This is a genomic window from Bradyrhizobium sp. KBS0727, assembly GCF_005937885.2.
Taxonomy (GTDB): domain Bacteria; phylum Pseudomonadota; class Alphaproteobacteria; order Rhizobiales; family Xanthobacteraceae; genus Bradyrhizobium.
Genome location: NZ_CP042176.1, coordinates 5,507,652 through 5,531,186 on the forward strand (window position 1 = coordinate 5,507,652; position 23,535 = coordinate 5,531,186).

Annotated in this window: 19 protein-coding genes; 12 read left to right on the forward strand and 7 right to left on the reverse strand. The window is 64.3% G+C overall.

Annotated features, from left to right (window positions below):
* Positions 1-26 precede the first annotated feature (26 nt).
* Positions 27-3,545 carry an autotransporter domain-containing protein gene (locus FFI89_RS25880; protein WP_138830385.1) on the forward strand — a complete coding sequence of 1,173 codons (3,519 nt, stop codon included), beginning with the start codon at positions 27-29 and terminating at the stop codon, positions 3,543-3,545.
* 102 nt (positions 3,546-3,647) lie between these two features.
* On the opposite strand, the gene FFI89_RS25885 is transcribed toward FFI89_RS25880, so the two are convergent.
* A complete protein-coding gene (locus tag FFI89_RS25885; RefSeq protein ID WP_138830386.1) occupies positions 3,648-4,070 on the reverse strand; it encodes a GFA family protein in 423 nt (140 codons plus the stop codon).
* A gap of 426 nt (positions 4,071-4,496) precedes the next feature.
* Between FFI89_RS25885 and FFI89_RS25890 the strand changes: the two genes are divergently transcribed.
* From FFI89_RS25890 to FFI89_RS25905, 4 genes are all read left to right on the forward strand, one after another.
* Complete coding sequence (locus FFI89_RS25890) at positions 4,497-7,130, forward strand: ATP-dependent helicase (protein ID WP_168213044.1); 2,634 nt, start codon at positions 4,497-4,499, stop codon at positions 7,128-7,130.
* Positions 7,131-7,284: 154 nt separating this feature from the next.
* The gene (locus tag FFI89_RS25895; protein ID WP_138830388.1) at positions 7,285-8,406 is read left to right on the forward strand and encodes a DUF2336 domain-containing protein; all 1,122 of its coding nucleotides are present in this window, start codon (positions 7,285-7,287) and stop codon (positions 8,404-8,406) included.
* A 206-nt stretch (positions 8,407-8,612) separates the two neighbouring features.
* Positions 8,613-9,536, forward strand: a complete 924-nt coding sequence (locus FFI89_RS25900; protein WP_138830389.1) for an ABC transporter ATP-binding protein — start codon at positions 8,613-8,615, stop codon at positions 9,534-9,536.
* The gene (locus tag FFI89_RS25905) at positions 9,533-10,294 is read left to right on the forward strand and encodes an ABC transporter permease (RefSeq protein ID WP_138830390.1); all 762 of its coding nucleotides are present in this window, start codon (positions 9,533-9,535) and stop codon (positions 10,292-10,294) included. The genes FFI89_RS25900 and FFI89_RS25905 overlap by 4 nt, the downstream gene beginning before the upstream one ends.
* On the opposite strand, the gene FFI89_RS25910 is transcribed toward FFI89_RS25905, so the two are convergent.
* Complete coding sequence (locus FFI89_RS25910) at positions 10,276-10,506, reverse strand: hypothetical protein (RefSeq protein WP_138830391.1); 231 nt, start codon at positions 10,504-10,506, stop codon at positions 10,276-10,278. The genes FFI89_RS25905 and FFI89_RS25910 overlap by 19 nt on opposite strands.
* A 141-nt stretch (positions 10,507-10,647) precedes the next feature.
* On the opposite strand from FFI89_RS25910, the gene FFI89_RS25915 reads away from it, so the two are divergent.
* Positions 10,648-11,424, forward strand: a complete 777-nt coding sequence (locus tag FFI89_RS25915; RefSeq protein WP_138830392.1) for a L,D-transpeptidase — start codon at positions 10,648-10,650, stop codon at positions 11,422-11,424.
* A gap of 23 nt (positions 11,425-11,447) precedes the next feature.
* Here FFI89_RS25915 and FFI89_RS25920 read toward each other — a convergent pair whose 3' ends face one another.
* Positions 11,448-11,906, reverse strand: a complete 459-nt coding sequence (locus FFI89_RS25920; RefSeq protein ID WP_138830393.1) for a DUF6691 family protein — start codon at positions 11,904-11,906, stop codon at positions 11,448-11,450.
* A gap of 3 nt (positions 11,907-11,909) precedes the next feature.
* On the reverse strand, positions 11,910-12,335 hold the full coding sequence (locus FFI89_RS25925; protein ID WP_138830394.1) for a YeeE/YedE family protein: 426 nt from the start codon (positions 12,333-12,335) through the stop codon (positions 11,910-11,912).
* Positions 12,336-12,457: 122 nt separating this feature from the next.
* On the opposite strand from FFI89_RS25925, the gene FFI89_RS25930 reads away from it, so the two are divergent.
* Positions 12,458-12,829, forward strand: coding sequence for a carboxymuconolactone decarboxylase family protein (locus FFI89_RS25930; RefSeq protein WP_138830395.1), 372 nt, complete (start codon positions 12,458-12,460; stop codon positions 12,827-12,829).
* A gap of 22 nt (positions 12,830-12,851) precedes the next feature.
* On the opposite strand, the gene FFI89_RS25935 is transcribed toward FFI89_RS25930, so the two are convergent.
* Entirely contained in the window at positions 12,852-15,134 is a 2,283-nt protein-coding gene (locus FFI89_RS25935) for a fused MFS/spermidine synthase (protein ID WP_138830396.1), read from the reverse strand.
* A gap of 246 nt (positions 15,135-15,380) precedes the next feature.
* On the opposite strand from FFI89_RS25935, the gene FFI89_RS25940 reads away from it, so the two are divergent.
* The gene (locus FFI89_RS25940) at positions 15,381-16,982 is read left to right on the forward strand and encodes an NAD(P)/FAD-dependent oxidoreductase (RefSeq protein WP_138830397.1); all 1,602 of its coding nucleotides are present in this window, start codon (positions 15,381-15,383) and stop codon (positions 16,980-16,982) included.
* Between the two features lie 66 nt (positions 16,983-17,048).
* A complete protein-coding gene (locus FFI89_RS25945) occupies positions 17,049-18,047 on the forward strand; it encodes an ABC transporter substrate-binding protein (RefSeq protein ID WP_138830398.1) in 999 nt (332 codons plus the stop codon).
* 235 nt (positions 18,048-18,282) lie between these two features.
* Here the strand turns inward: FFI89_RS25945 and FFI89_RS25950 are convergent, their stop codons facing one another.
* Entirely contained in the window at positions 18,283-18,447 is a 165-nt protein-coding gene (locus FFI89_RS25950) for a Flp family type IVb pilin (protein WP_138830399.1), read from the reverse strand.
* 211 nt (positions 18,448-18,658) lie between these two features.
* On the opposite strand from FFI89_RS25950, the gene FFI89_RS25955 reads away from it, so the two are divergent.
* The gene (locus tag FFI89_RS25955) at positions 18,659-19,549 is read left to right on the forward strand and encodes a 50S ribosomal protein L11 methyltransferase (protein ID WP_138830400.1); all 891 of its coding nucleotides are present in this window, start codon (positions 18,659-18,661) and stop codon (positions 19,547-19,549) included.
* Positions 19,550-19,556: 7 nt separating this feature from the next.
* On the opposite strand, the gene FFI89_RS25960 is transcribed toward FFI89_RS25955, so the two are convergent.
* Entirely contained in the window at positions 19,557-19,745 is a 189-nt protein-coding gene (locus tag FFI89_RS25960) for a hypothetical protein (protein WP_138830401.1), read from the reverse strand.
* Positions 19,746-19,936: 191 nt separating this feature from the next.
* Between FFI89_RS25960 and FFI89_RS25965 the strand changes: the two genes are divergently transcribed.
* Both FFI89_RS25965 and FFI89_RS25975 read left to right on the forward strand, forming a co-directional pair.
* Positions 19,937-21,772: an aminopeptidase P family protein gene (locus FFI89_RS25965; protein ID WP_138830402.1), complete on the forward strand. Its 1,836-nt coding sequence runs from the start codon at positions 19,937-19,939 to the stop codon at positions 21,770-21,772.
* 198 nt (positions 21,773-21,970) lie between these two features.
* Positions 21,971-23,254: a multidrug effflux MFS transporter gene (locus tag FFI89_RS25975; RefSeq protein ID WP_138830404.1), complete on the forward strand. Its 1,284-nt coding sequence runs from the start codon at positions 21,971-21,973 to the stop codon at positions 23,252-23,254.
* Positions 23,255-23,535 lie beyond the last annotated feature (281 nt).

Genomic DNA, 23,535 nt, shown 5'->3' on the forward strand with positions numbered 1-23,535 from the left:
GACTTTGTCGAACGGGGAAAACGGAAATGGAACTGAACCGGGCAGCTCTGGATGATCTTGCGCAACCGCAGCTGGCGCGCCGGCGCCGTGCCCAAGGTCGCACGCTTGCGCTGGCATTGACGATCGCGCCATTGGCGGCGGTCGGTCAGGCCGAGGCCGCGTGCGATGCGACGTCGCCGATCAATAACACCACCATCACCTGCACCGGCGCCACCAACAACGCGAACGGGAACATCGGCTTCGGCACTGTGTCCGACACCGGCAACACCTATAATATCCTTTCCGGCGCGTCCATAACGGGAACGGCAGACGGCCTGGAATTTGACCGAGGAACCGTCAACAATTCCGGCACGATCACAGGCGGCAACTTTTTCGCCGTGGTTGGAAGCCATGACGCCGTGGTCAACAACTCCGGCACCATCTCGTCGAATGTCGCGAATGGCCGTGGTGTCGGCGCCTTCGGCTTTCACGTAACCAATTCCGGCACCATCTCGGCGAACGGCGCCGATGGCCACGCCCTCGAAGGCGGCGGCGGACAAAGCGAAGTTACCAATTCCGGCACGCTCTCGGCGACTGGCACGAACGGCGTCGGCATCAGTGGCGGCGGCTTGGTTACGGTGAACAACTCCGGCGACATCCTCGCAACCGGCGCCGGCGGCACCGCAATCAGCTCCGGGGTGGTGACCGTCACCAACTCCGGCAACATCACAGCGGACGCAGACGGAATTAGAGTAGATGCGGGCGCCACGGTGACCAATACCAGCAGCGGAACCATCTCCGCCGCGGCCTCGAACGGCGTCGGCGTCAAAGCCACCACCGCTACCATCAACAACTCCGGGCTGATTCAGGCGACGGGCATCACCGGTTCTGGTGTCTCCGCCACCACCGTCAATGTAACCAACACGAGCTCCGGCACCATCACGGGTGGGGACAGCGGCATTCTGGCGAACAGCACCGCCACCATCAACAACGCCGGCAGCATCCTCGGTGGGACGTTCGGCATCAACGCCAGTGACACCGCCAACATCATCAATTCCGGCACGATCGCGGCGGGCGCCGCCGGCGCTGCCATCGCTGCCGACGTCGCCAACGTGAACAACTCGGGCACGATCTCGACGACAGGCGTAGGTAGTCGTGCGATCTCCGCAACCAGCGCCGCCGCCGTGACCAACTCCGGCACCATTTCAGCCGATTTCGCCATCGTCGTGCAAGCGGGCAGCGCCACCGTCACCAACATGAGCGCCGGCACGATCTCCGGCGTGGAAGCTATCTTCGCCAACGGCGACGCGACCGTGAGCAACGCCGGCAAGATTCAGGCAACGTTTGACGCCATCCGTGCCAACGGCCTGATCGATGTAACCAATTCCAACTCGATTGTCGGCGGAGCTGCCGGTATCAGCGCCATCACCGCCAAGGTGACGAACTCGGGCACGATCTCGGCTACTGACGGGGACGGTATTGCTGTCTTCTCAGAGCGCGCCGCCACCGTGAACAATTCCGGCACGATCTCGGCAACAGGCGCGAGCGGCACTGCCATCAACGCAGGCAGCACGGCCAACGTGACCAATTCCGGCACCATTTCAGCCGGCAACGTCGCCATCTTCGCAGACACCGGCAGCGCCACCGTGACCAACACCAGCGCCGGCACGATTTCGGGTGCGCAAACTATCTTAGCCAACGGCGGCGACGCGATTGTGAACAACGCCGGCAAGATTCTGGCAACGGGGATCACGGCTATAGCCATCCGTGCCGGCGGCCTGGCCGATGTGACCAACTCCGGCTCCATCAGTGCTGACGCAGTCGGTATCAACGGCCACAGCGTCAAGGTGACGAACCTCGGCACCGGCAGCATCTCGGGTGGGATAGGCGCGATCTCGGGCGGGTCCGCGACTGTCAACAATGCCGGCGCGATCACAGGTGGGGCGCTCGGCATCGGCGCAGATACCGCCACCATCGTCAACACCGGCACGATCTCGGGGGGCTCCGAGGGCGCCGTTATCGGCGAGACAAGCGTCAATCTGACAAACTCCGGCTCTCTCACCGGGACTGGGCGCGGTGTTTCGGGCGGCGCGGTTGTCGTCAACAATTCCGGCTCCATCGCGGCGACCGGTGTAAACAGCTTTGGTATCGTCGGTTCGACCGCCAGCGTGTCCAATTCCGGCACCATCTCGGGGGCAACCGGCATTCGCGCTTTTGACGCCGCCACCATCACCAACTCCGGCAGCATCATCGGCACCGGCGGCACGGCGATCAAGCTGTCGAGCGCGGCCGACACGCTGACGCTGTTGTCGGGGTCGCGGATCGTCGGTGTGGTCGACTTCGGCGGCGGCGCCGACACCGTGAATGCTTTCTTCGTCGCGCCGAGCAGCAAGGTGTCGTCGCTCACCACCATCGCGCTTCCGACCTTCGTCAACTTCACCGGCACGGTCAACACCAGCCTTTCCAGCGGCGGCTTCACCGGCCCCACGGTGCAGAGCGGCATGCAACTCGCCACCCTCGATCCCACCGCGCTGGCGCAGACCGACCGCACCCTGATGGACTTCACCGGCGGCGCGTCGTCGCTGGTGCAGGGCCGCCTCAACGGCGCGTCGCCGTCGGCCGATGGCATGATGGCGATGGCCTACGCGCCCGAGACCGGCTCCGGCGACAGTCATGGCGCGCTTCGCACCAAGGCGGCCACCACCGACTGGCTGAACCCGGCGCCGATCACGGTGTGGGCCAACAGCTTCGGCGGCCGGCGCACCCAGGATGCGACCGATACGACATTGCGCTCGACCTCGACCGCCTGGGGCGGCGCCATCGGCATCGACCGCAAGGTGCAGCCGAACTGGCTGATCGGCGCGTTCGTCGGCGGCGGCGCCGGCGGGCTTTCGGTCGACCTGAATTCGCAGACCGTGAACACCGATTACGTGTTCGGCGGCGGCTACAGCCGCTTCGAGTGGGCCGCGCAGTTCTTCGACTTCACCCTGCAGGGCGGCAGCGCGTCCAACAAGTCGAGGCGGCTGGTGCTGAACAACCTCGCGGCGGGCGGCGCGGATACGGCGACCGCGAGCTATAATGGCTGGTTCATCAGCCCGGAAATCGCCTACGGTCGGCACTATCAATTCGGCAACGGCTATGTGCTGACGCCGACCGTCCGCGCGCGCTACGTCGCGGGCCTGTTCGACGGCTTTACCGAGACCGGTTCGGCCCAGGGGCTTTCGGTGGGCAGCCGGACGCTGCAGGATTTCGAGGAGCGTGGCGAGTTGGAAGTCTCCAAGGTGGCGACGTTCTTCGGTGGCGAGCATAGCCTGAAAACCAATTTGCATGGCGGCGTCATCGCCTTGCAGCGGGTCGGCAACACCGGGATCAACACCGTCTTGCTCGGGCAGAACCTCGCCTTCACGACCCCGGGCAAGGCGAGCGCGGTCGGCGCCGTGCTGGGTGCGGGCTTCGACTACCACACCAGCAAGAACGTCGCAGTGTTCGGTGCGGTCGAGGCCACGGCGATGTCCGACCAAAGCCGCACCGCGACCGCAAGGGGCGGCCTGCGCGTCGGATTCTGAGATCGCACGCGAAAGAGCCTCGGTCCTGTTGAATCAGAACCGAGACTCTTTTTTGTCTTGACGTGATCGCCTTGCAGGGCGAGAGGCCAGCAACCGCGATCGCTATTCCGCCATCGCCTCGCCGGAGCCGCCAAATTCGGCCGGGAAGTCTTTCAGCTTCGGCAGGCCGTCCCGCATCGGCAGCACTGTCTCGGCATAGTTGACGTGAACGCCGGGAGCGAAGGCCAGCGTCGGAATCGTTGCGGCGAACACGTCGACGAGGCCCAGCGGCGGATGATTGGTCATCACGTGCCCTCCGCACTTCGAGCAATACTGACGCTCGCTGAGCGGGGTCTTCTGGAACATGGCCAAATGCTCGGCCCCCGATGTGACCCGCACCGCCTCCGGCTTCCAGAGGCTGAAGGCGTTGACGGGTCCGCCGGACCACGAACGACATGACCTGCAGTGACAATAGCCCATGGCCTCCGGTGAACCGGTGACCTCCAGTTTGACTGCGCCGCAAAAGCAGCTTCCGACGTGAGCCATGGCTCTCCCCTATGATTTCTATTGTTTCCGGTCCGCCAGCAGGCGCCAACGGACAAGTGACGTTGCGTTAGCAAACCGATCGGCGCGACCGCGTCACTCGATCGGAGGAGAAGGCGTGTACAACCGGATTCCTTGAAAACACCGGATTCAGGCGCAGGGGCGCCGGAATTGCAAGCAGAAGCCCGCATCGCGCGCGACCGCCATGCGAGCCCGGAAGGTTCCGGGCAGGTCCCTCGCCGCAATCCGCGAAAATTCTTCCTCAGCAGGGAGCGAAATCGAGGCCGGGCGCGCGAAAAAGCGCTGCCGAGACGGCCCGATAAAACCTGTCAAAACGGCCGATCAGGCCCTATATGGCCCGTAATCCCTGCTATGAAGGCTCCCCTTCATCGCCCCACGGTGCCATCGTGGGGACAACACGATTCGCGAATGACCGAGCCCAGCAAACTGCCCCATCACGGCGTCCCCGAGCACCAGCCTGCGGCTGGCGGCATCGCTGCGCGTGCGCGGGCTGCGGCCGGTCCGCAATATCTCACCGGCCTCAATCCCGAGCAGCGCGAGGCGGTGGTCTCATTGGACGGCCCGGTTCTGGTGCTGGCCGGCGCCGGCACCGGCAAGACCCGCGTGCTGACCACCCGCATCGCCCACATCCTGAGCCAGGGCCGGGCCCGGCCGCACGAAATCCTGTCGGTGACCTTCACCAACAAGGCGGCGCGCGAGATGAAGCACCGCCTCGGCCAGATGCTCGGCCAGGCCGTGGAAGGCATGCCGTGGCTCGGCACCTTCCACTCGATCGGCGGCCGCATCCTGCGCATCCATGCCGAGCTGGTGCAGCTCAAGTCCAATTTCACCGTGCTCGACGTCGACGATCAGGTCCGGCTGCTGAAACAGTTGCTGCAGGCCGAGAACATCGACGACAAGCGCTGGCCGGCGCGGATGCTGGCCGGGTTGATCGACGGCTGGAAAAACCGCGGACTGACGCCGGCGCAGGTTCCCCCCGGCGAAGCCGCGGTGTTCGGCAACGGCAAGGGCGGCAAGCTCTACGCCAGCTATCAGGAGCGGCTGAAGATCCTCAACGCTGCCGATTTCGGCGATCTCCTGCTGGAGAACATCCGCCTGTTCCGTGAGCATCCCGACGTGCTCCGGCAATACCAGAACCGGTTCAAGTTCATCCTGGTCGACGAATATCAGGACACCAACGTCGCGCAGTATCTGTGGCTGCGGCTGCTGTCGCAGGCGCCATCGCGTGCTGGCATGCCGCTGTCGGCGATTATTCCGGGAGCCACGGGCACCGCGGTCATTCCGGAGGAGATCGCCTCCCCCGTCATTCCGGGGCGCATCGAAGATGCGAACCCGGAATCTAGAGATGGAGAGGACTCACCTCGAGATTCCGGGTCTGGTCCTTCGGACCATCCCGGAATGACAGCATCCGCGCCGCAGGCCCCTCTCAAAAACATCTGCTGCGTCGGCGACGACGACCAGTCGATCTATGGCTGGCGCGGCGCGGAGGTCGATAACATCCTGCGCTTCGAGCACGATTTTCCCGGCGCCAAGGTGATCCGGCTCGAACGCAATTACCGCTCCACCGGCCACATCCTCGCCGCCGCCTCGCACCTGATCGCGCATAACGAAGGCCGGCTCGGCAAGACCCTGCGCACCGAGGATGTCGACGGCGAGAAGGTCACCGTGACCGGGTCCTGGGATTCGGAAGAGGAAGCCCGCGCCATCGGCGAGGAGATCGAGGAACTGCAGCGGTCGGGCGAGAATCTCAACGAGGTCGCGATCCTGGTGCGGGCCTCGTTCCAGATGCGCGAGTTCGAAGATCGCTTCGTCACGCTCGGCCTGTCCTACCGCGTGATTGGCGGTCCAAGGTTCTATGAACGCGCGGAAATCCGCGATGCCCTCGCCTACCTGCGCGTGATCAATTCGCCCGCCGACGATCTCGCCTTCGAGCGTATCGTCAACGTGCCCAAACGCGGCCTCGGCGACGCCACCGTGCAGATGCTGCACGACCACGCCCGCAAGCGTCGCATCCCCCTGTTCGAAGCCGCGCGGGCGGTGGTCGAGACCGACGAGTTGAAGCCGAAGGCGCGCGGATCGTTGCGCGACCTCATCCAGCATTTCGACCGCTGGCGCGCCCGGCGCGAGGTGACCTCGCATACGGAGTTGGCCGAAATCGTGCTCGACGAGAGCGGCTACACCGACATGTGGCAGAAGGACCGCTCGGCCGACGCCGCAGGCCGCCTGGACAACCTGAAGGAACTGGTGCGCTCGATGGAGGAGTTCGAGAACCTGCAGGGTTTCCTCGAACATATCTCGCTGGTGATGGACCGCGACGGCGGGCCCGACGAGGAAGCGGTGTCGCTGATGACGCTGCATTCCGCCAAGGGCCTCGAATTCGACAACGTGTTCCTGCCCGGCTGGGAAGAAGGCCTGTTTCCGAGCCAGCGCACGCTCGACGAACAGGGCCGCGCCGGCCTCGAGGAAGAGCGGCGCCTGGCCCATGTTGGCCTGACCCGCGCGCGCCGCCGCGCCAAGCTCTATTTCGCCACCAACCGGCGCATTCACGGCACCTGGTCGACCACGATCCCGTCGCGCTTCCTCGACGAATTGCCGTCAGCGAATGTCGAGATCACGGAGTCCAAGGGCGGCTCCGGCTGGGGCGGCAGCGGCGGCTATGGCGCCTCGCGTTTCGACAACGTCGAATCCTTCGGCTCCAGCTACACGACGCCGGGCTGGCAGCGCGCGCAGGCCAATCGCGCCAAAAATCGCGGCGGCGGCGGACAGGCGCGCGGCGGCTTCGACGAAGCCCAGTCGTCCTACGGCAGCTCGCGCGGCGAAACCGGCGGCTTCGCGCGCAACAAGCGCGGCCCGATGGTGATCGAAGGCGAACTGGTCGCGAAATCCACCGGCACCGTTTCCGAATTCTCGCTGGAGGACCGCGTGTTTCACCAGAAATTCGGCTACGGCCACGTGGTGAAGGTCGACGGCAACAAGCTGACGATCGCGTTCGAGAAAGCCGGCGAGAAGAAGGTGGTCGATAGCTTCGTCGAGCGGGTTTAGCCCCCCTCGAAAGCCGCCTGCACGGCCCGCCCTCGGCCGGAAACGCCCGCGAACTGCGTGGCATTTGAACGAATTGTTAGACCGAAAAATCGCAGGTGCCGAAGTAGCTTTCGGCCCAGCGATCATTGGGTCCGTTCATCAGAGTTATCAAGAAATGACCAAGGTAAATCCATTTCTCCGCGACCTCGACGAGGTCGTGGCGCGCGGCACCCCGGAGAGCCGGGCGCGGGCGTTGTGGCATACCACCGATCTGATGATGGCGGGCCGGCATAGCGAGGATGAAATCTGGACCCTCGGCGCCGTCATCGGCCGGCTCGCGGACGAGATCGAGGTCGCGGCCCGCGCGCAACTCGCCAAGCGGCTGGCCCGCTTCAACGATGCGCCGGTCAATGTCATCCACAAGCTCGCCTTTGACGATTCGATCGATGTCGCGGGCCCGGTGCTCAAGGAGTCCGAACGGCTCGAGCCGTACGCCATGGTCGCCAATATCTGCCTCAAGAGCCAGTCGCACTTGCTCGCGATCTCGAAACGGGAATCCCTGGTCGAGATGGTAACAGACGTGCTCGTGACCCGCGGCAACCAGGAGGTCATGACCTCCGTCGCCTCCAACAAGGGTGCACGGTTCTCGGAGAGCGGGTTCCGGCACATGATCGAGCATGCCGAGGGCAATTCCGTTCTCGCCGAGCGATTAGGTCTGCGCCAGGACATTCCGAAGCACATTTTCCAGCAACTGGTTACAAGCGCGTCCGACGAGGTGAGAAAGCGGCTCCAGCGCGAGCGTCCCGAGATGGTCGATCAGATCCAGTCGACGGTAGCCGTCGTCGCCGGCGAGTTGCAGTCCAGGCTCGGCCCGATGGCGAAGAGTTACGCCATCGCGAAGCTGGCCGTGACCGCCCTGCATCGACAGGGCAAGCTGCATGAGAACACCATTTCCGGCTACGCACGCGCCCGCAGACTTGAAGAAGTCACGATCGGTCTGGCCCTGCTGTGCAAGCTGCCTGAAGATGCGATTGAACGGGCCCTATCGGACACGAACCGGGAAATGCTGCTGGTTCTGACCAAAGCCCTCGGCTTTTCGTGGGCGACAGCGATGTCGCTGCTTTTTCTGGGCGCCTGGGATTACCGTATCGGCGCGCGCGAACTGAAAGGCCTGGAAAGCGAGTTCGGCTGCCTCAACATCGAGACATCGCGCAGCGTCCTGAAGGCCTGTCAAGCTCGCAACAACCCCGGCGATGCCAACGCCGGTGCAAAGACACCCGCGCTTGCCGCGCGTTGAGATACCGGATGCGGATTTCGCCGGGCAGATATCCGGCAACGCCCTGAATTGTGGCAGCAAGCTATTTCCGGCCTGAACCGATCCCGGCTGAGCGGCGCTTGCGCGGCCGCATCCGAGTTCCTATCTGTTGAAACTCGCCCCGAGATCAGGCCTGCGCCGCCTTTTGATCGCTTCCCGCATTTTCCGGTCAACTCATCAAGCTCGCCATGTCTCCCATCATATCCGTCTCGAATCTGTCAAAAACCTACGGCTCCGGCTTCAAGGCGCTGAACGGAATCAATCTCGACATCAACCGCGGCGAGATCTTTGCGCTGCTCGGCCCGAACGGCGCCGGCAAGACCACGTTGATCAGCATCATCTGCGGCATCGCGAACTTGAGCGAAGGCCGGGTGACCGTGAACGGCTATGACATCAACCGGGACTATCGCGCCGCGCGCTCGCTGATCGGACTGGTGCCGCAGGAACTGCACACCGACGCCTTCGAGTCGGTGTGGGCCACCGTCAGCTTCAGCCGCGGCCTGTTCGGCAAGCCGAAGAACCCCGCCCATATCGAGAAGGTGCTGAAGGACCTCTCGCTGTGGGACAAGAAGGACAACAAGATCGTCACGCTGTCCGGCGGCATGAAGCGCCGCGTGATGATCGCGAAAGCGCTGTCGCACGAGCCCCAGATCCTGTTTCTCGACGAACCGACCGCGGGCGTCGACGTCGAACTGCGCAAGGGCATGTGGGAGGTGGTGCGTACACTGCAGGCCTCCGGCGTCACCATCATCCTGACCACGCATTACATCGAAGAGGCCGAGGAGATGGCCGACCGCATCGGCGTCATCAACAAGGGCGAGATCATCCTGGTCGAGGACAAGGCCGGCCTGATGCAGAAGCTCGGCAAGAAAGAGTTGAAGCTGCATCTGCAGAGCAGGATCGATGCGATCCCCGCTTCGCTCGCAGCCTACAGTCTCGAACTGTCCGAGGACGGCCGCGCGGTAACCTACGACTATGACACCAAGGGCGATCGCACCGGCATTACCAGCCTGCTCAGCGACCTCAGGAATGCCGGCATCCGCATCTCGGACCTCGATACAAGGCAATCCTCGTTGGAAGACATCTTTGTCAGCCTGGTGAGGGCGCCATGAATTTCCGGGCGATCCGCGCGATCTATCTGTTCGAAATGGCGCGTACCTGGCGCACGCTGCTGCAGAGCATCGTCTCGCCTGTGGTGTCGACCTCGCTGTATTTCGTGGTGTTCGGCGCCGCGATCGGCTCGCGCATCACGCAGGTCGAAGGCGTCAGTTACGGTACCTTCATCGTGCCGGGGCTGGTGATGCTGTCGGTGCTGACCCAGAGCATCGCCAACGCGTCGTTCGGAATCTACTTTCCGAAGTTCGTCGGCACCATCTATGAAATATTGTCGGCGCCGATCTCCTATTTCGAGATCGTGATCGGCTATGTCGGCGCGGCCGCGACCAAATCGATCATCCTCGGCCTGATCATTCTCGCCACCGCGGCCCTGTTCGTGCCGCTGCAGATCCATCACCCCTGGTGGATGCTGACCTTCCTGGTGCTGACGGCGGTGACCTTCAGCCTGTTCGGCTTCATCATCGGCATCTGGGCCGACGGTTTCGAAAAGCTGCAGATGATCCCGATGCTGGTGGTGACGCCGCTGACGTTCCTCGGCGGCAGCTTCTACTCGGTCAACATGCTGCCGTCGGGCTGGCGCACCATCACGCTGCTCAATCCGGTGGTCTATCTGATCTCGGGTTTCCGCTGGAGCTTCTACGAGATCGCCGATGTCAGCGTCGGCTTGAGCATCGGCGTCACGCTCGGCTTCCTCGTGGTCTGCATGGTCCTGGTGTGGTGGATCTTCAAGACCGGCTACCGGCTGAAGAACTGAGGCGCGAGGACACAGCGACCGCGGTCCGGAATTCCGAACACGCCCTTGACCGCGCCCACGGTGCCGCCAACCGGGCCGGCGATCCGGTTACCTTCATGGGAGCCCTCCTGCGCGCCGCGCACAATGCCTTGGGCGCGTCCGGCATAGGTGAAGGCTGCCGCTCGCGAAAAAATCAGCGGCGCCAACCCAATCAGCCGCGGCGCTGCCTTGATTGCGCCGTGAGGCGCATTAACGATGCGTCCGCAGGCTACTGGAACGAAAGCCGGATTCCGGGCATATTGGATGCCGGGGGACGGAGAAGCGGTGCTGCAAGCGTGGGCTCTTTATCAAGAGACCTGGAGGCCAAAGGTAAAATGCGTTCCTTCCTCATTGCTTTCAGCGCGCTGGCGCTGCTCGCCTCAGGCGCCGCGCAAGCCAAGGTCGCCATCACCATCGACAAGGATAACCAGCAGATGACCGTCGCCGTCGATGGCGTCGAGCGTTATCACTGGCCGGTATCGTCAGGCATTCCCTCGCGTGAGACGCCGAGCGGCAGTTTCCGCGCCTTCCGCATGGAAGAAGACCACTTCTCCAAGGAATTCGACGACGCGCCGATGCCGCATTCGATCTTCTTCACGAAGGTCGGCCACGCCATTCACGGCACCGATTCCGTCGGCCGTCTCGGCACCCCCGCCTCGCACGGCTGCGTGCGGCTGTCGCGCGACAACGCCTCGACGCTGTATGCGCTGGTGCAGCAGGAAGGCGTGCTCAACACCACGGTGACGCTGACCGGCTCTGCCCAGGTCGCGTTGGCGCGCAATCCGAAACCGCGCACCAACAATGCCGTCGCGCGCCGCGCCCCGCAGTCGCAATACGACCAGCAATATGATTCCGCCGGCGATCCCGTCGTGATCACGCCGCAGCAGCGCACGGTGCCGGTGCAGCGCGCCGACGACGGCTACATCTATCCGGCCGACGGCTCTTCCAACGAGGCGCGCTATCCGGCGCCGCCGAGCCGCCGCGTCTACGACACCCAAGCCTATCAGCAGCAGCAATATTACGGTAACCGCGGCTACGCCCCGGCGCCGCAGGGTTACTACCAGCAGCGCCCGCAATATCAGCCGCGCGGGCTGTTCACCTATCAGGATTAACCGGGCGCATCGCTGGCGCTAGCTCACCCGTCGGTCGCGCCCGCAAGCGGGCTGCCGCGCTGAACCGTCAGCCGCGATTTCTGCCAGGCCTCGTGAAGCGCCATGCCCGCGGCCATCGCCACCGCGAAGACGATGACACCGGGCGACAGCGTTGCGAGACTCTCCAGCGCCGGTCCCGGGCACAGGCCGACCAGGCCCCATCCAACACCGAACAGCGCAGCGCCCGCCACCAGCGGCAGGTCGATCTCCGATTTGCTTGGCCAGAAATATTGACTGGCCAGCCATGGCTGCGAACGCTGTTTGGCCAGCATGAATCCGGGCACCGAAACCGCGAGCGCCGCGGCCATCACCACGGCGAGGCTCGGATCCCAGGCGCCGAAGATATCGAGGAAGCCCAGCACTTTGGTCGGCTGCACCATGCCGGCGATGAGCAGCCCCGCACCGAAGATCAGACCGCAAACCAGGGGCGCAATGATCCACATGGTTCAGCCTCCCAGAACATGATGCGTGATGGCTACCGTGATCACGGCCGTCGCCATGAAGACGATGGTGGCTGCAATCGAGCGCATCGACAGCCGTCCGATGCCGCAAATGCCGTGCCCCGAGGTGCAGCCACCGCCGAGCCGGGTGCCGAAGCCGACCAGCAGCCCTGCGGCTGCTATCACCACCCAGCTCGCCGGCAGTTTGGGCGGCGCCATCCCGTGGCCGATCCAGCCGGCGATGACGGGCGCCAGAATGAGCCCCGCGATAAAGGCGATGCGCCAGCCTTTGTCCTCGCCGCGCAGATTGAGCAGGCCGCCGAAGATGCCGCTGATGCCGGCAATGCGGCCGGTCAGCAGCATCAGCAACACGGCGGAAAGGCCGATCAGCATGCCGCCGATCGCGGCCGATAGGGGCGTGAAATTGGCCATGGCGAGTTTCCTGCAATTGTTGACGTACCCTGAATCATAGATGTGCCCGAAGCGTTGATCCATCGCAATGCCGGCCAGGCGACTGCTGGTTATGGACAATCAGCAATTCAAGAGGCAAATCGATGAACAACTGGCCGCAGCAAACTACCGAATTGAGCTCCCTCCTGCGCGACCTTCGCGGCACAGCTCCCGACGTTATGAAGGCGTTCGCGGGCATTGCGAAGGCGGCGACCACCTCGAAGGCTCTGGACGGCAAGACCAAGGAGCTGATTGCGCTAGGCATCGCGGTAGCGGTGCGCTGCGACGACTGCATTGCCTTTCACGCCAAGGCCGCCGTGGAGCATGGCGCCAGCCGGGATGAAGTGAGCGAGACACTGGGCATGGCGATCTATATGGGCGCGGGCCCCTCGGTAATGTATGCGAGCCACGCGCTGGAAGCATTCACGCAATTCGAGGCCCAGTCCGCGCCGAAGGCAGTCGCCGCGTCATTATGACGAAGCCGAAGCCTCCCGCCGTTCACTGCTCGCCGTCGCGCAGCCGCCGCCATACCGCGCCGAGCACGTTGGAATAGTCGTCGGTCCACACCCGTTGCTTTTCGTCCGCCTCGGTCTCGGCCCATTTGTCCGACGACGCGAGGCTGCCGACATCGGCCTCTTCCCGCGCCGATACCACGACCGAGGTCGAGAAGATGTACTCGTTGTCGCGGCCGGAATCCTCGCTGTAGACCCAGCTCTTCATGTCGTTGGCATCGGCGATGCCGACAATGACGCTGGCGAGTTCCAGATGCCGGTTGGAAACATGCATCACCACTGCGCCCTGCGGCGCCAGCTTTTCCTTGTAGATTTCCATCGCTTCTTCGGTTGCGAGATGGATCGGGATCGCATCCGACGAATAGGCGTCGACGATGATCAGGTCGTAGATGCCGTTGGGCTCGCGCGCAAAGGTCAGCCGGGCGTCGCCGATCACGGGCTTCAGGTTCGGCTCGCAGTTCTGGATATAGGTGAAGTATTTCGGATCGCGTGCGGTATCGACCATCGACTGGTCGATCTCGAAAAACTTCCAGTCCTCGCCGGGCTCCGACGCGCAGGTCAACGTGCCCGACCCGAGCCCGATCACCGCCACGCGCAGCGGCGCACCCTTGCGCTCGCGCACCGCCGTGATCGCCTGACCGATGCCGCCGTCCTTGTGGTAATAGGTGATCGCCTCGGGCCGGCCGGTGACGGGGGTGCCGTCGTCATTCTTGAATTTTTCGGCGCCGTGTATCGTCGTGCCGTGCATCAGCACGTGATACTGCCCGTTCGGCGTTACCACGATCTTGTGGACGCCGAAGAAGCTGCGCACGGTCTCCACCCGCCCGTCGTCGGAGGGATAGGCGCGCAGCAGCAGCAGCGCGACCGCGACGGTGGCAAAAATCTTCCAGCGACTGACGTTAAGTCCGAGCGCCAGCAGCGCCGAGAGCACGCCAACCGCGCCGATCACCCACACCCGATGATCTTCGATCCAGTTGAACAGTTTTCCGGTCGAATAAGTCGGCGCGATCAGCGCCACCGCCAGCACGGCGAGGAACGGCCAGTACCAGCCGCTCCAGCGCGGCAGCCGCTCATTCCCGGACGGACGGCACAACGCCGCCAGCGCCAGCAGGATCGGGTATTCGGCGACCCAGGAGAAGGTGAACGGTGCAATCAGGCCGGCGAACAACCCGCCGACCATGCCGCCGAACGACAGCGCGACATAGAATCCGGTGAGATATTTCGCCGCCGGCCGGGTTCGCGCCAGTTCGCCATGGCAGGCCATCGCGATGACGAAGAAGCAGAGCTGATGCCCGCCCAAGGTCAGCAGCAGATTCTGCTCGCCGCCGACCGCCAGCAGGATCACCACGCCGGCAATCGCAAGTGGCTGCGCCCGCAGCATCCACTTGTGCGGCAACAGCGGCCGCGACTGGAACACCAGCACCCAGGTCAACAGGTAGAGTGACAGCGGCAACACCCACAGCAAGGGCGCGGCGGCGACGTCGGTCGAGATGTGCGCGGTCACGGCGATGAGGAGACCCGACGGCACCGCGGCCAGGAAGATCCATCGCGCGCGCACCATCCAGGATGGCGCCGGCGCGTCGGCGTCGTCGGCCGGCATGTTCAGCGCAGCGGCATTGGCCGGCGAGCGCAGCAGCAACATGCCGCACGCCGCGATCAGGACGATCAGCAGGCCGTAGCCGCCGGTCCAGATCAGGTTTTGCGTGCGCAGCGTGAACATCGGCTCCAGCAGGACCGGATAGGACAACAGCGCCAGAAAGCTGCCGATGTTCGAGGACGCATAGAGGAAATAGGGATCGGGGCCGTTGGGATGCCCGGTACGAACGAACCAGGCCTGCAGCAACGGATTGTTGGCGGCCAGCGCAAAGAACGGCAGCCCAATCGAGACCACAAACAGCCCGAGCAGCCAGAACGCATAGCCCGAGGTCGGCGGCTCGCCCCACCCTCCTGCGATCGACAGCGGCAGCGTCAGCAGCGCGATCGCGAGCAGCACCAGATGAACAGCTACGGGAATCGCGCGATTCTTGATCTGCATCAGGAAATGCGCATAGGCGTAGCCGCCGAGCAGCAGCGACTGGAAGAACACCATCGCCACCGACCACACCGCCGGCGAACCGCCGAGCCGTGGCAACACCATCTTGGTGAACAGGGGTTGCACCGAGAACAGCAGCAGCGCACTGACGAAGATCGCGGCGGTATAGACCGCCAGGATCAGCCGGTTTCGCGCGGCGGACGACCGGTCCGTGACGACGGATGGCTCAGAAATCATGAAAGCTCCGGCTTGAACCCGGCGGGCGCCGGCGGCGGGAATTTGGCCACAGCGAGCCAGAGAGTGGACTTGAGCATATGGCATCACAGCGAGCAATGCGGGATAAGAGACGTCGTTCCGGGGCGATGCAACGCCTCGAACCTCAGATGCGCAATTGCGCATCGGGGAACCTCGAGATTCCGGTCTGGTCCTTCGGACCATCCCGAAACGACGAACCCACGCTAATCAAACCTTCTTGAAGCGAACATGAACGAAACGGACGTCGTCATCATCGGTGCGGGGCATAACGGCCTCACCTGCGCGGCCTATCTCGCGATGGCCGGGCTGCGCGTCAAGGTGGTCGAGCGCCGCAAGACGGTCGGCGGCGCGGCTGTCACCGAGGAATTCCACCCCGGCTTTCGCAACTCTGTGGCGGCCTATACCGTCAGCCTGCTCAACCCGCGGATCGCCGCCGACCTGAAACTGGCCGATCACGGCCTGCGCATCGTCGAGCGCCGCGCCCAGAATTTCCTGCCCGCGCCCGATGGCAGCTATCTCGTGACCGGCGAAGGCCGCACCCGCGAATCGGTCGCCAAACTCAGCCCGCGCGACGCCGACCGTATCGAGACGTTCTCGCGCGAGCTCGAAGTCATCGCCGACGTGCTGCGACAATTCGTGTTGCGCGCGCCGCCGAACATCGTTGAGGGCCTCGGCGTCGGCGCCATCCGCGAGGCCTTCAACGCCCTCGGCACCGCCGGCATTCTGCGAACACTGCCGCTGGAAGCGCAGCGCAACCTGCTCGATCTGTTCACCTGCTCGGCCGGCGAGATGCTCGACGATCGCTTTGAAAGCGATCTGGTCAAGGCGCTGTTCGGCTTCGACGCCATCGTCGGCAACTATGCCAGCCCGTATGCCGCAGGCTCCGCCTATGTGATGCTGCACCACGCCTTCGGCGAGGTGAACGGCAAGAAAGGCGTCTGGGGCCACGCCATCGGCGGCATGGGCGCGATCACCCAGGCGATGGCACGGGCCGCGCGTGGCCATGGTGCCGAGATCGAGACCGACGCCGGCGTGCGCGAAGTGATCGTCGAACGTGGCCGCGCAGCCGGAGTCGTGCTCGACAATGGCGAGACCATCCGCGCGAAATATATTGCGTCCGGCGTCAATCCGAAATTGCTGTACACGCGGCTGGTGCCGTCGGGTGCGCTGACGCCGGAATTTCTCGCTCGCATCAACCGCTGGCGCAACGGCTCCGGCACGTTCCGCATGAATGTGGCGCTCAGCGCACTGCCCTCCTTCTCGGCGCTATCAGGCATGGGCGATCATCTGACCGCCGGCATCATCCTGGCGCCCGGCCTCCCCTACATGGATCGCGCCTGGCAGGATGCCCGCAAGCTTGGCTGGAGCCGCGAGCCCGTGGTCGAGGTACTTATCCCTTCCACACTGGACGACTCGCTCGCGCCCGAGGGACAGCATGTCGCGAGCCTGTTCTGCCAGCATGTCGCGCCGGAATTGCCGGACGGAAAGTCATGGGACGACCATCGCGAGGAGGTCGCCGATCTCATGATAGCTACCGTCGACAGATACGCGCCGGGCTTTGCGGCTGATGTGATCGGGCGTCAAATCCTGTCACCGCTCGACCTGGAGCGGCAGTTCGGCCTGCTCGGCGGCGATATCTTTCACGGCGCGCTGACGCTCAATCAATTGTTCTCGGCGCGGCCGATGCTGGGCCACGCGGATTATCGCGGGCCGCTGCAGGGCCTCTACCATTGCGGCTCCGGCGCCCATCCCGGCGGCGGTGTCACCGGCGCCCCCGGCCACAACGCCGCGCGCGTGATCCTGAGGGATCACCGGGCATTGTTTGGATGAGGCCAATCGTCCCTTCATCGAACCGATCTCAAACGATATAGTTTTCTTGAACGTTAGCGGGACCGAATGCGAAGACGCGATTTCATTGCACTTGTTGGCGGCGCGGCAACCGCGTGGCCATTTTCAGCACGTGCCCAGCAGGAACCACGCGCGCCGCGCGTGCCCCGTGTCGGCTTCGTCGGGCTGGCTTCGCCCGCCGTCGACGAACTCGCCATTCTGCCGTTTCGGCAAGCGCTGAAGGAGCTCGGCTACACCGAGGGCCGCAACATCGTCCTCGAAGTCCGCAATGCCGAGGGCGACGTCAACCGTGGTCACGCCCTGATCGCCGAATTGGCGGCGCTGCCGGTCGACGTCTTCCTTTCGCCGGGCCCTGCGGTGTCTCGCGCCCTCGTTCGCAAAACCGATATTCCCGTCGTCGCGGTCGCGCTGCCGGCGACGCAAAGCGAGCCCGGGCTGTTTTCAAGTCTGGCCCATCCCGGCGGCAGCCTGACCGGCTTCTCGGCCTTTGGCGAAGAGATGTCGGCCAAGCGCATCGAGATGCTGAAGGAGATTCTGCCTAACCTGAAGACCTTGGGCGTGATGCACAATGCGACCGACCCGATGTTCCGCGCCTGGGGCGAGCGCACCATGGAGGACGCCCGAAAACAGGGAATCGAACCGGTCCAGTTGGGATTGAACCCGTCGCAACCCGCGCTGGTCACCGAGCAGTTTCGCAAGCTCGCCGACCGGGGCGGTACCGCCATGATCGTGATCCGCGACTTCCTGACGGCCGCGTTGGGCGACGACATCTGCAAGGCCGGGCTGGACGGCCGCATCGCCGTCATCGGCGAGTACGGCGATATCGCCCGGTCCGGCGCCCTGTTCAGCTACGGCGCTGATCTCGGCGACCTGTTTCGCCGCGCCGCCGGCTATGTCGACCGCATCCTGAAAGGCGAGAAGCCTGCTGACCTGCCGATCCAGCTGCCGACCAAGTTCGAGCTGAACATGAACCTCAAGACCGCCCACGCGCTCGGGCTGACGATCCCGCCAAGCCTGCTGGTCCTCGCCGATCAGGTGATCGAATAGACGCTGGCCCAGATCCCGCCGGCCAGTGCGCCGCGGCTGTGGATGATCCGGTGGATGGATTGTGGAAAAGCGGTCGATGACGCTGTGGACAATGCGGAGATAAGAGCAGGAAAGTCAGCTCGAGAGCTTGGGGCGCCTTGCTGTATAAGCCTGTGAATTACCGCTGTATGAAACGCCGACAGAGACCGGGCGCTGATCGCGTCCGGTCCCTGGAATGTTTCAAAATAATGCGTTTTTACTTCAGCGAGTTGCTGATGCTGCTAAAGGTTCCGCTCAGCTGGCTGCCGACGCCGTTGACGGCAGTGATGATGGCAATGGCGATACCCGCTGCGATCAGGCCATACTCAATGGCGGTGGCACCGGATTCGTTCTTCAAGAATGATGAAATGAGCGACTTCATGGCTGGTTCCGACCTCGGTTTTTTGCACCTCAGAACAAAGGGTTCCCTAGGTTCCATTCGTGAAGTTACCGACAGAAATCTAAGGTTGCGCTAACGCGCATCGGTCACTTTTCACGATATTGAGAAATGAAATTTGCTCAAGTTTGAGGCAAATAACCCGCTTCGGTTCCACCCTGGTTCCATCCCTCCCCCACTTTTTTTCGGTTTTCCAATGACTTCCACCGCTCCGACCCATCGCGCCGGCTTTGCGATCGGGGATGAACACGCCGCCAAACGCGTCGTCGACGTCCTGACTGAAATTTTTTTTGAAGGCGAGGCCGCGATTGCCGCATTCGAGCGACCGGACGGGCGCTGGGACGTCACGATGCATTTCGCCGACCCGCCCGACCGGGCGCGGTTGCGCGAGCTCGTGACCAACGCCGCCGATGCCGGGGCCGCCGACGGCATCGTTTTCGACACGGTCGAGGCCAGGGACTGGGTCAAGGCGAGCCTCGAAGATCTGGTCCCGGTCCCCGCCGGGCGCTTCGTCGTCCACGGCCAGCACGACCGCGACCGCATCGCCCCCAACAAGCTCGGCATCGAGATCGAGGCGGCGCTGGCCTTCGGCACAGGCCATCACGGCACCACGCGGGGTTGCCTGCTGCTGCTCGATCATGTGCTGAAGGCCTGGCGTCCGCGACGCGTGCTCGATCTCGGCACCGGCACCGGCGTGCTGGCGATTGCCGCAGCCGAGGCGCTGCACGAGCGCATCCTGGCGACCGATATCGATCCGCTCTCGGTCACGGTCGCGCGCGAAAATGCCAGACTGAACCGGACCGGGCATCTGGTGCAGGCGGTTCGCGCCACCGGATTCTCGGCGCCGCAATTCGCGATCGCCGCGCCGTTCGATCTGGTGCTGGCGAACATCCTCGCCAATCCGCTCCGGCAATTGGCAACGCCGATGGCGCGACATCTCGCACCATCGGCGCTGGTAATCCTGTCGGGTCTGCTGACGCATCAGGCGCCCGCCGTCATCGCCGCCTATCGTGCCCGGGGACTGGTCCCGCTGCGGCATCTGCGCATCGAGGGCTGGAGCAGCCTGCTGCTGCGTCGTGTCAATTAATTGAAGGTCAATCGGGTGGTCGATGCGGGTTACGGGCGATCACGGCTTGCTCTTCGCTCAGGGATCGTTTGACGCGCGCTTCAACAAAACGGTCCAGCATCTGGACGATGACTCCACGCTGTTTCTTGTTCTTGATCGGGGGAATCGGAGTGCGGCGGGGCGGCGGCGAAATCTTCTCAAAGGTAAAAGCAGGCATTGTGCATCCCCTCGTCGTTGAGTTGAAACACTCCCGGAATTCCCCCCAGCAAGTTGGCGTCAACGGCTTGCATGGCAAACCGTTCCGTCCGATCTAACGCGGACAGCATAATTCAAGCATAGATTATGCCAAATCGAGTCGATCCGGATCGGATTGCCGACCGCTCCCCCCACCCCTAGAGTGCCCCTCCCATGTTCGAAGCCCATTTCCAGACATTCGAAGAGCCCGAAAGCGGCGTGGCGCTGGCAGCGCGGCTGGCCGCCTTCCGCGAGGAGCTGGCGCGCCGGAAGCTGACGGGATTCGTGATTCCCCGCGCCGATCAGCAGCAAAATGAGTATGTCGCGCCGTCGGAAGAGCGGCTGGCCTGGCTGACCGGCTTCACCGGCTCGGCCGGTCTTGCCATCGTCCTGACCCATGAGGCGGCGGTGTTCGTCGATGGCCGCTACACGCTGCAAGCCGCCAAACAGGTCGACCGCAAGGCCTGGCATATCGAACCGCTGGTCGATCCGCCGCCGGAACACTGGCTGGGGCGGCACCTTTCGGCCGGCGACCGCCTCGGTTTTGACCCCTGGCTGCACACTTCTGCGGCAGCCGAACGCCTCGCCGCCGCCTGCGCCAAGGCCGGTGCCGAGCTGGTCGCGGTCGAGACCAACCCGCTCGACCAGGTGTGGACCGAGCGCCCGGAGCCGCCGCTCGGCCCGGTCGCGATCCATGGCATGCAGTTTTCCGGCGAGATCGAAGCCGAGAAGCTGAAGCGGATCCGGCTCGAGATCAACAAGCTCGGCGTCGATGCGCTGGTGCTGTCGGATAGCCACGCGGTGGCCTGGACCTTCAACATCCGCGGCGCCGACGTCTCGCATACACCGCTGCCGCTGTCCTACGCGCTGGTGCCGAAGGACGGCCGCCCCACCGTCTTCATCGATCACCGCAAGTTGTCGAATCTGTCGCGCGATCATCTCGAGCACTCCGCCGACGTCCGGGACGCCGGGGCGCTGACGCCGGCGCTGACGGAGCTCGCCAAGCACGGCGCGGCCATCGCGCTCGACAACGCCACCGCCGCCGACGCGCTGAGCCGCCTGATTGCGGCCGCCGGCGGCAAGCCGGTGCGCGGCAACGATCCGGTCGCCCTGTTGAAGGCGGTGAAGAACCTCACCGAGATCGAGGGCACGCGCACCGCGCACCAGCGCGACGCAGTGGCGCTGACGCGGTTCCTCGCCTGGATCGACCGCGAGGCGCCCTCGGGCGCGCTGACCGAAATCGACACCGTCGAGGCGCTGGAGACCTTTCGCCGCCAGACCGGCGCGCTGAAGGATGTTTCCTTCCCCACCATCGCCGGCACCGGGCCGAACGGCGCCATCGTGCATTACCGCGTCACCCGCAGGAGCAACCGGCGGATTGTCGCCGGCGATCTGCTGCTGATCGATTCCGGCGCGCAATATGAAGACGGCACCACCGACGTCACCCGCACCATCGCGATCGGCGAACCAACCGACGAGATGCGCGACCGCTTCACCCGCGTGCTGCGCGGCCATATCGCGATTGCACGCGCGATCTTCCCCGACGGCACCACCGGCGCGCAGCTCGACAGCTTCGCCCGGCAATATCTCTGGCAGGCCGGCGTCGATTTCGAACACGGCACCGGCCACGGCGTCGGCAGCTATCTGTCGGTGCACGAAGGCCCGGCGCGGATTTCCAAACTCGGCACCACGCCGCTGAAGCGCGGCATGATCCTGTCGAACGAGCCCGGCTACTACAAGACCGATGCCTATGGTATCCGGATCGAGAACCTCGAACTCGTGGTCGGCACCGATATCGCCGGCGCCGAAAAGCCGGTCAACGCCTTCGAGACGCTGACCCTGGCGCCGATCGATCGCCGCCTGATCGACGTGGCGATGTTGAGCCCGACCGAACTGAAGTGGCTCAACGACTACCACACCCGCGTCAACCGCGCGGTGCGTCCGCATCTCGACGACAACGCCACCAAGCTGTGGCTGGACGAGGCGACGGCGGCGTTGTTGGTGATCTAGGGATTGTCGCTTTGTAGTGACCGTCATTCCGGGGCGCGAAGCGAACCCGGAATCTCGAGATTCCGGGTTCGATGCTTCGCATCGCCCCGGAATGACGACCGAGGGCCTCCCCAAATCAGCATACCCGCATGCTGAAACGGCCGTATTCGACCGCAGCGATAACGCTACAGTTCTGACCACACAGAGGATCAGACCTGAATGCATGGCGTGATGGGCCAGCCGCCCGGCGTGACGACGGATACCGACCGCCTCGCGAATTCCAAGACCATGCTGTTTCTGCTCGTCCTGATGACGGGCGTGGCGCCGATCTCGCTGTACATGCTGGTGCCGGCGCTGCCGGTGCTGGCGACCACGTTCGGCCGCGATATCTCCGTCGCGCAGATGACGGTGTCGCTCTACATGGTCGGCATCGCCTGCTCGCAGATCATCATGGGACCGTTGTCCGACCGATTCGGCCGCCGCCCGGTGCTGCTGGGCGGCATCGGCCTGATGGTCGCGGCGAGTGCGGCCAGCATTTTCGCCGAGACGCTGCCGCAACTGATCGCGGCGCGCTTCCTGCAGGCGCTCGGCGGCGCTTCCGGCATGGTGGTGAGCCGCGCCATCATCCGCGATCTCTACAGCCGCGACCGCATCTCTTCGATGATCAGCCTCGTCATCGCGGTCATGATGATCGCGCAGATGCTGTCGCCGCTGACCGGCGGTCTGTTGGAAACCGCGTTCGGCTGGCGCGCGATCTTCTATCTCATCACCGCCGCGTCGCTGACGATCACGATCATGATCGCATTCATGCTGCCGGAGACCCGCCGCGACCGCGTCGAGGGCTCCAGCTTTCGCGGCGACGTCGGCAGCCTGATCCGAAGCCGCGCCTTCATCGGCTATGTGCTGTGCCAGGTGCTGGCCTCGCAGATGATCTTCGCCTTTGCCGGCGGCGGGCCCTACATCGTGGTGACGCAGATGGGCCGCAGCAGCGCCGAATATGGCGCGTGGTTTGCGACCACGGCATTTGCCTATCTGGTCGGCAATCTCTTCTGCGTGCGCTTCGCGCCGCGCCACTCGCTGGAACGGCTGATCTGGTTCGGACTGGCGCTGCAGGTCGGCGGCAGCCTGCTCAACGTCATCTGGAGCATCACCGGGTTCAACCAGGCGCCGTCAATCCTGTTCGGCACCCAGATGATCGTGATGGTCGCCAATGCCTTCGTGATGGCGAACTCCGCGGCCGGCGCCATCAGCGTCCGCCCCGAAGCCGCCGGCACCGCCTCCGGCGCCATGGGTTTCCTGCAGCAGGGCGTCGGCGCGCTGGTGTCGCAATTCGGCGCCTATCTCGGCGGCCACTCCACCACCACGCTGCCGCTGACCTCCGCGATGTTCGTCATCTCGATCGCCTGCGCCTCGACCATGATCTTCATCGTGCCGCGGCGAACCGTGATCGTCAGCGAGGCGCTGATCGAACAGGCGGAGGAGGAAGAGTCGGGGATGCTGTAAGGGCGCTTGCCCCCTCGCGACTGTCTCTTGCTGTCGTACCCCGCGAAAGCGGGGTATCCAGTACGCCGCGGCTTATCGGTTCAATCACTGACGTCTCTGAAATACTGGATCGTCCGCCTTCGCGGACGATGACAGCTGAGAGCATTCTCGCGGCGCGATGTGCCCGGAGTTTTGCTGGAAATCCTTGCCCTCGAAATCAGAGGGCGCAGGGAAGACCGGGTGCGCGCTGCACCCGCGGTCTCGCGTGCGATAGATGCAACAAGATTTGCGCACGAGGTCAC

Coding starts and splice junctions, on each gene's coding strand:
- FFI89_RS25880 (WP_138830385.1), top strand. CDS start 27: ATGGAACTGAACCGGGCAGCTCTGGATGATCTTGCGCAACCGCAGCTG.
- FFI89_RS25885 (WP_138830386.1), bottom strand. CDS start 4,070: ATGGCTCACGTCGGAAGCTGCTTTTGCGGCGCAGTCAAACTGGAGGTC.
- FFI89_RS25890 (WP_168213044.1), top strand. CDS start 4,497: ATGACCGAGCCCAGCAAACTGCCCCATCACGGCGTCCCCGAGCACCAG.
- FFI89_RS25895 (WP_138830388.1), top strand. CDS start 7,285: ATGACCAAGGTAAATCCATTTCTCCGCGACCTCGACGAGGTCGTGGCG.
- FFI89_RS25900 (WP_138830389.1), top strand. CDS start 8,613: ATGTCTCCCATCATATCCGTCTCGAATCTGTCAAAAACCTACGGCTCC.
- FFI89_RS25905 (WP_138830390.1), top strand. CDS start 9,533: ATGAATTTCCGGGCGATCCGCGCGATCTATCTGTTCGAAATGGCGCGT.
- FFI89_RS25915 (WP_138830392.1), top strand. CDS start 10,648: ATGCGTTCCTTCCTCATTGCTTTCAGCGCGCTGGCGCTGCTCGCCTCA.
- FFI89_RS25920 (WP_138830393.1), bottom strand. CDS start 11,906: ATGTGGATCATTGCGCCCCTGGTTTGCGGTCTGATCTTCGGTGCGGGG.
- FFI89_RS25925 (WP_138830394.1), bottom strand. CDS start 12,335: ATGGCCAATTTCACGCCCCTATCGGCCGCGATCGGCGGCATGCTGATC.
- FFI89_RS25930 (WP_138830395.1), top strand. CDS start 12,458: ATGAACAACTGGCCGCAGCAAACTACCGAATTGAGCTCCCTCCTGCGC.
- FFI89_RS25935 (WP_138830396.1), bottom strand. CDS start 15,134: ATGATTTCTGAGCCATCCGTCGTCACGGACCGGTCGTCCGCCGCGCGA.
- FFI89_RS25940 (WP_138830397.1), top strand. CDS start 15,381: ATGAACGAAACGGACGTCGTCATCATCGGTGCGGGGCATAACGGCCTC.
- FFI89_RS25945 (WP_138830398.1), top strand. CDS start 17,049: ATGCGAAGACGCGATTTCATTGCACTTGTTGGCGGCGCGGCAACCGCG.
- FFI89_RS25950 (WP_138830399.1), bottom strand. CDS start 18,447: ATGAAGTCGCTCATTTCATCATTCTTGAAGAACGAATCCGGTGCCACC.
- FFI89_RS25955 (WP_138830400.1), top strand. CDS start 18,659: ATGACTTCCACCGCTCCGACCCATCGCGCCGGCTTTGCGATCGGGGAT.
- FFI89_RS25960 (WP_138830401.1), bottom strand. CDS start 19,745: ATGCCTGCTTTTACCTTTGAGAAGATTTCGCCGCCGCCCCGCCGCACT.
- FFI89_RS25965 (WP_138830402.1), top strand. CDS start 19,937: ATGTTCGAAGCCCATTTCCAGACATTCGAAGAGCCCGAAAGCGGCGTG.
- FFI89_RS25975 (WP_138830404.1), top strand. CDS start 21,971: ATGCATGGCGTGATGGGCCAGCCGCCCGGCGTGACGACGGATACCGAC.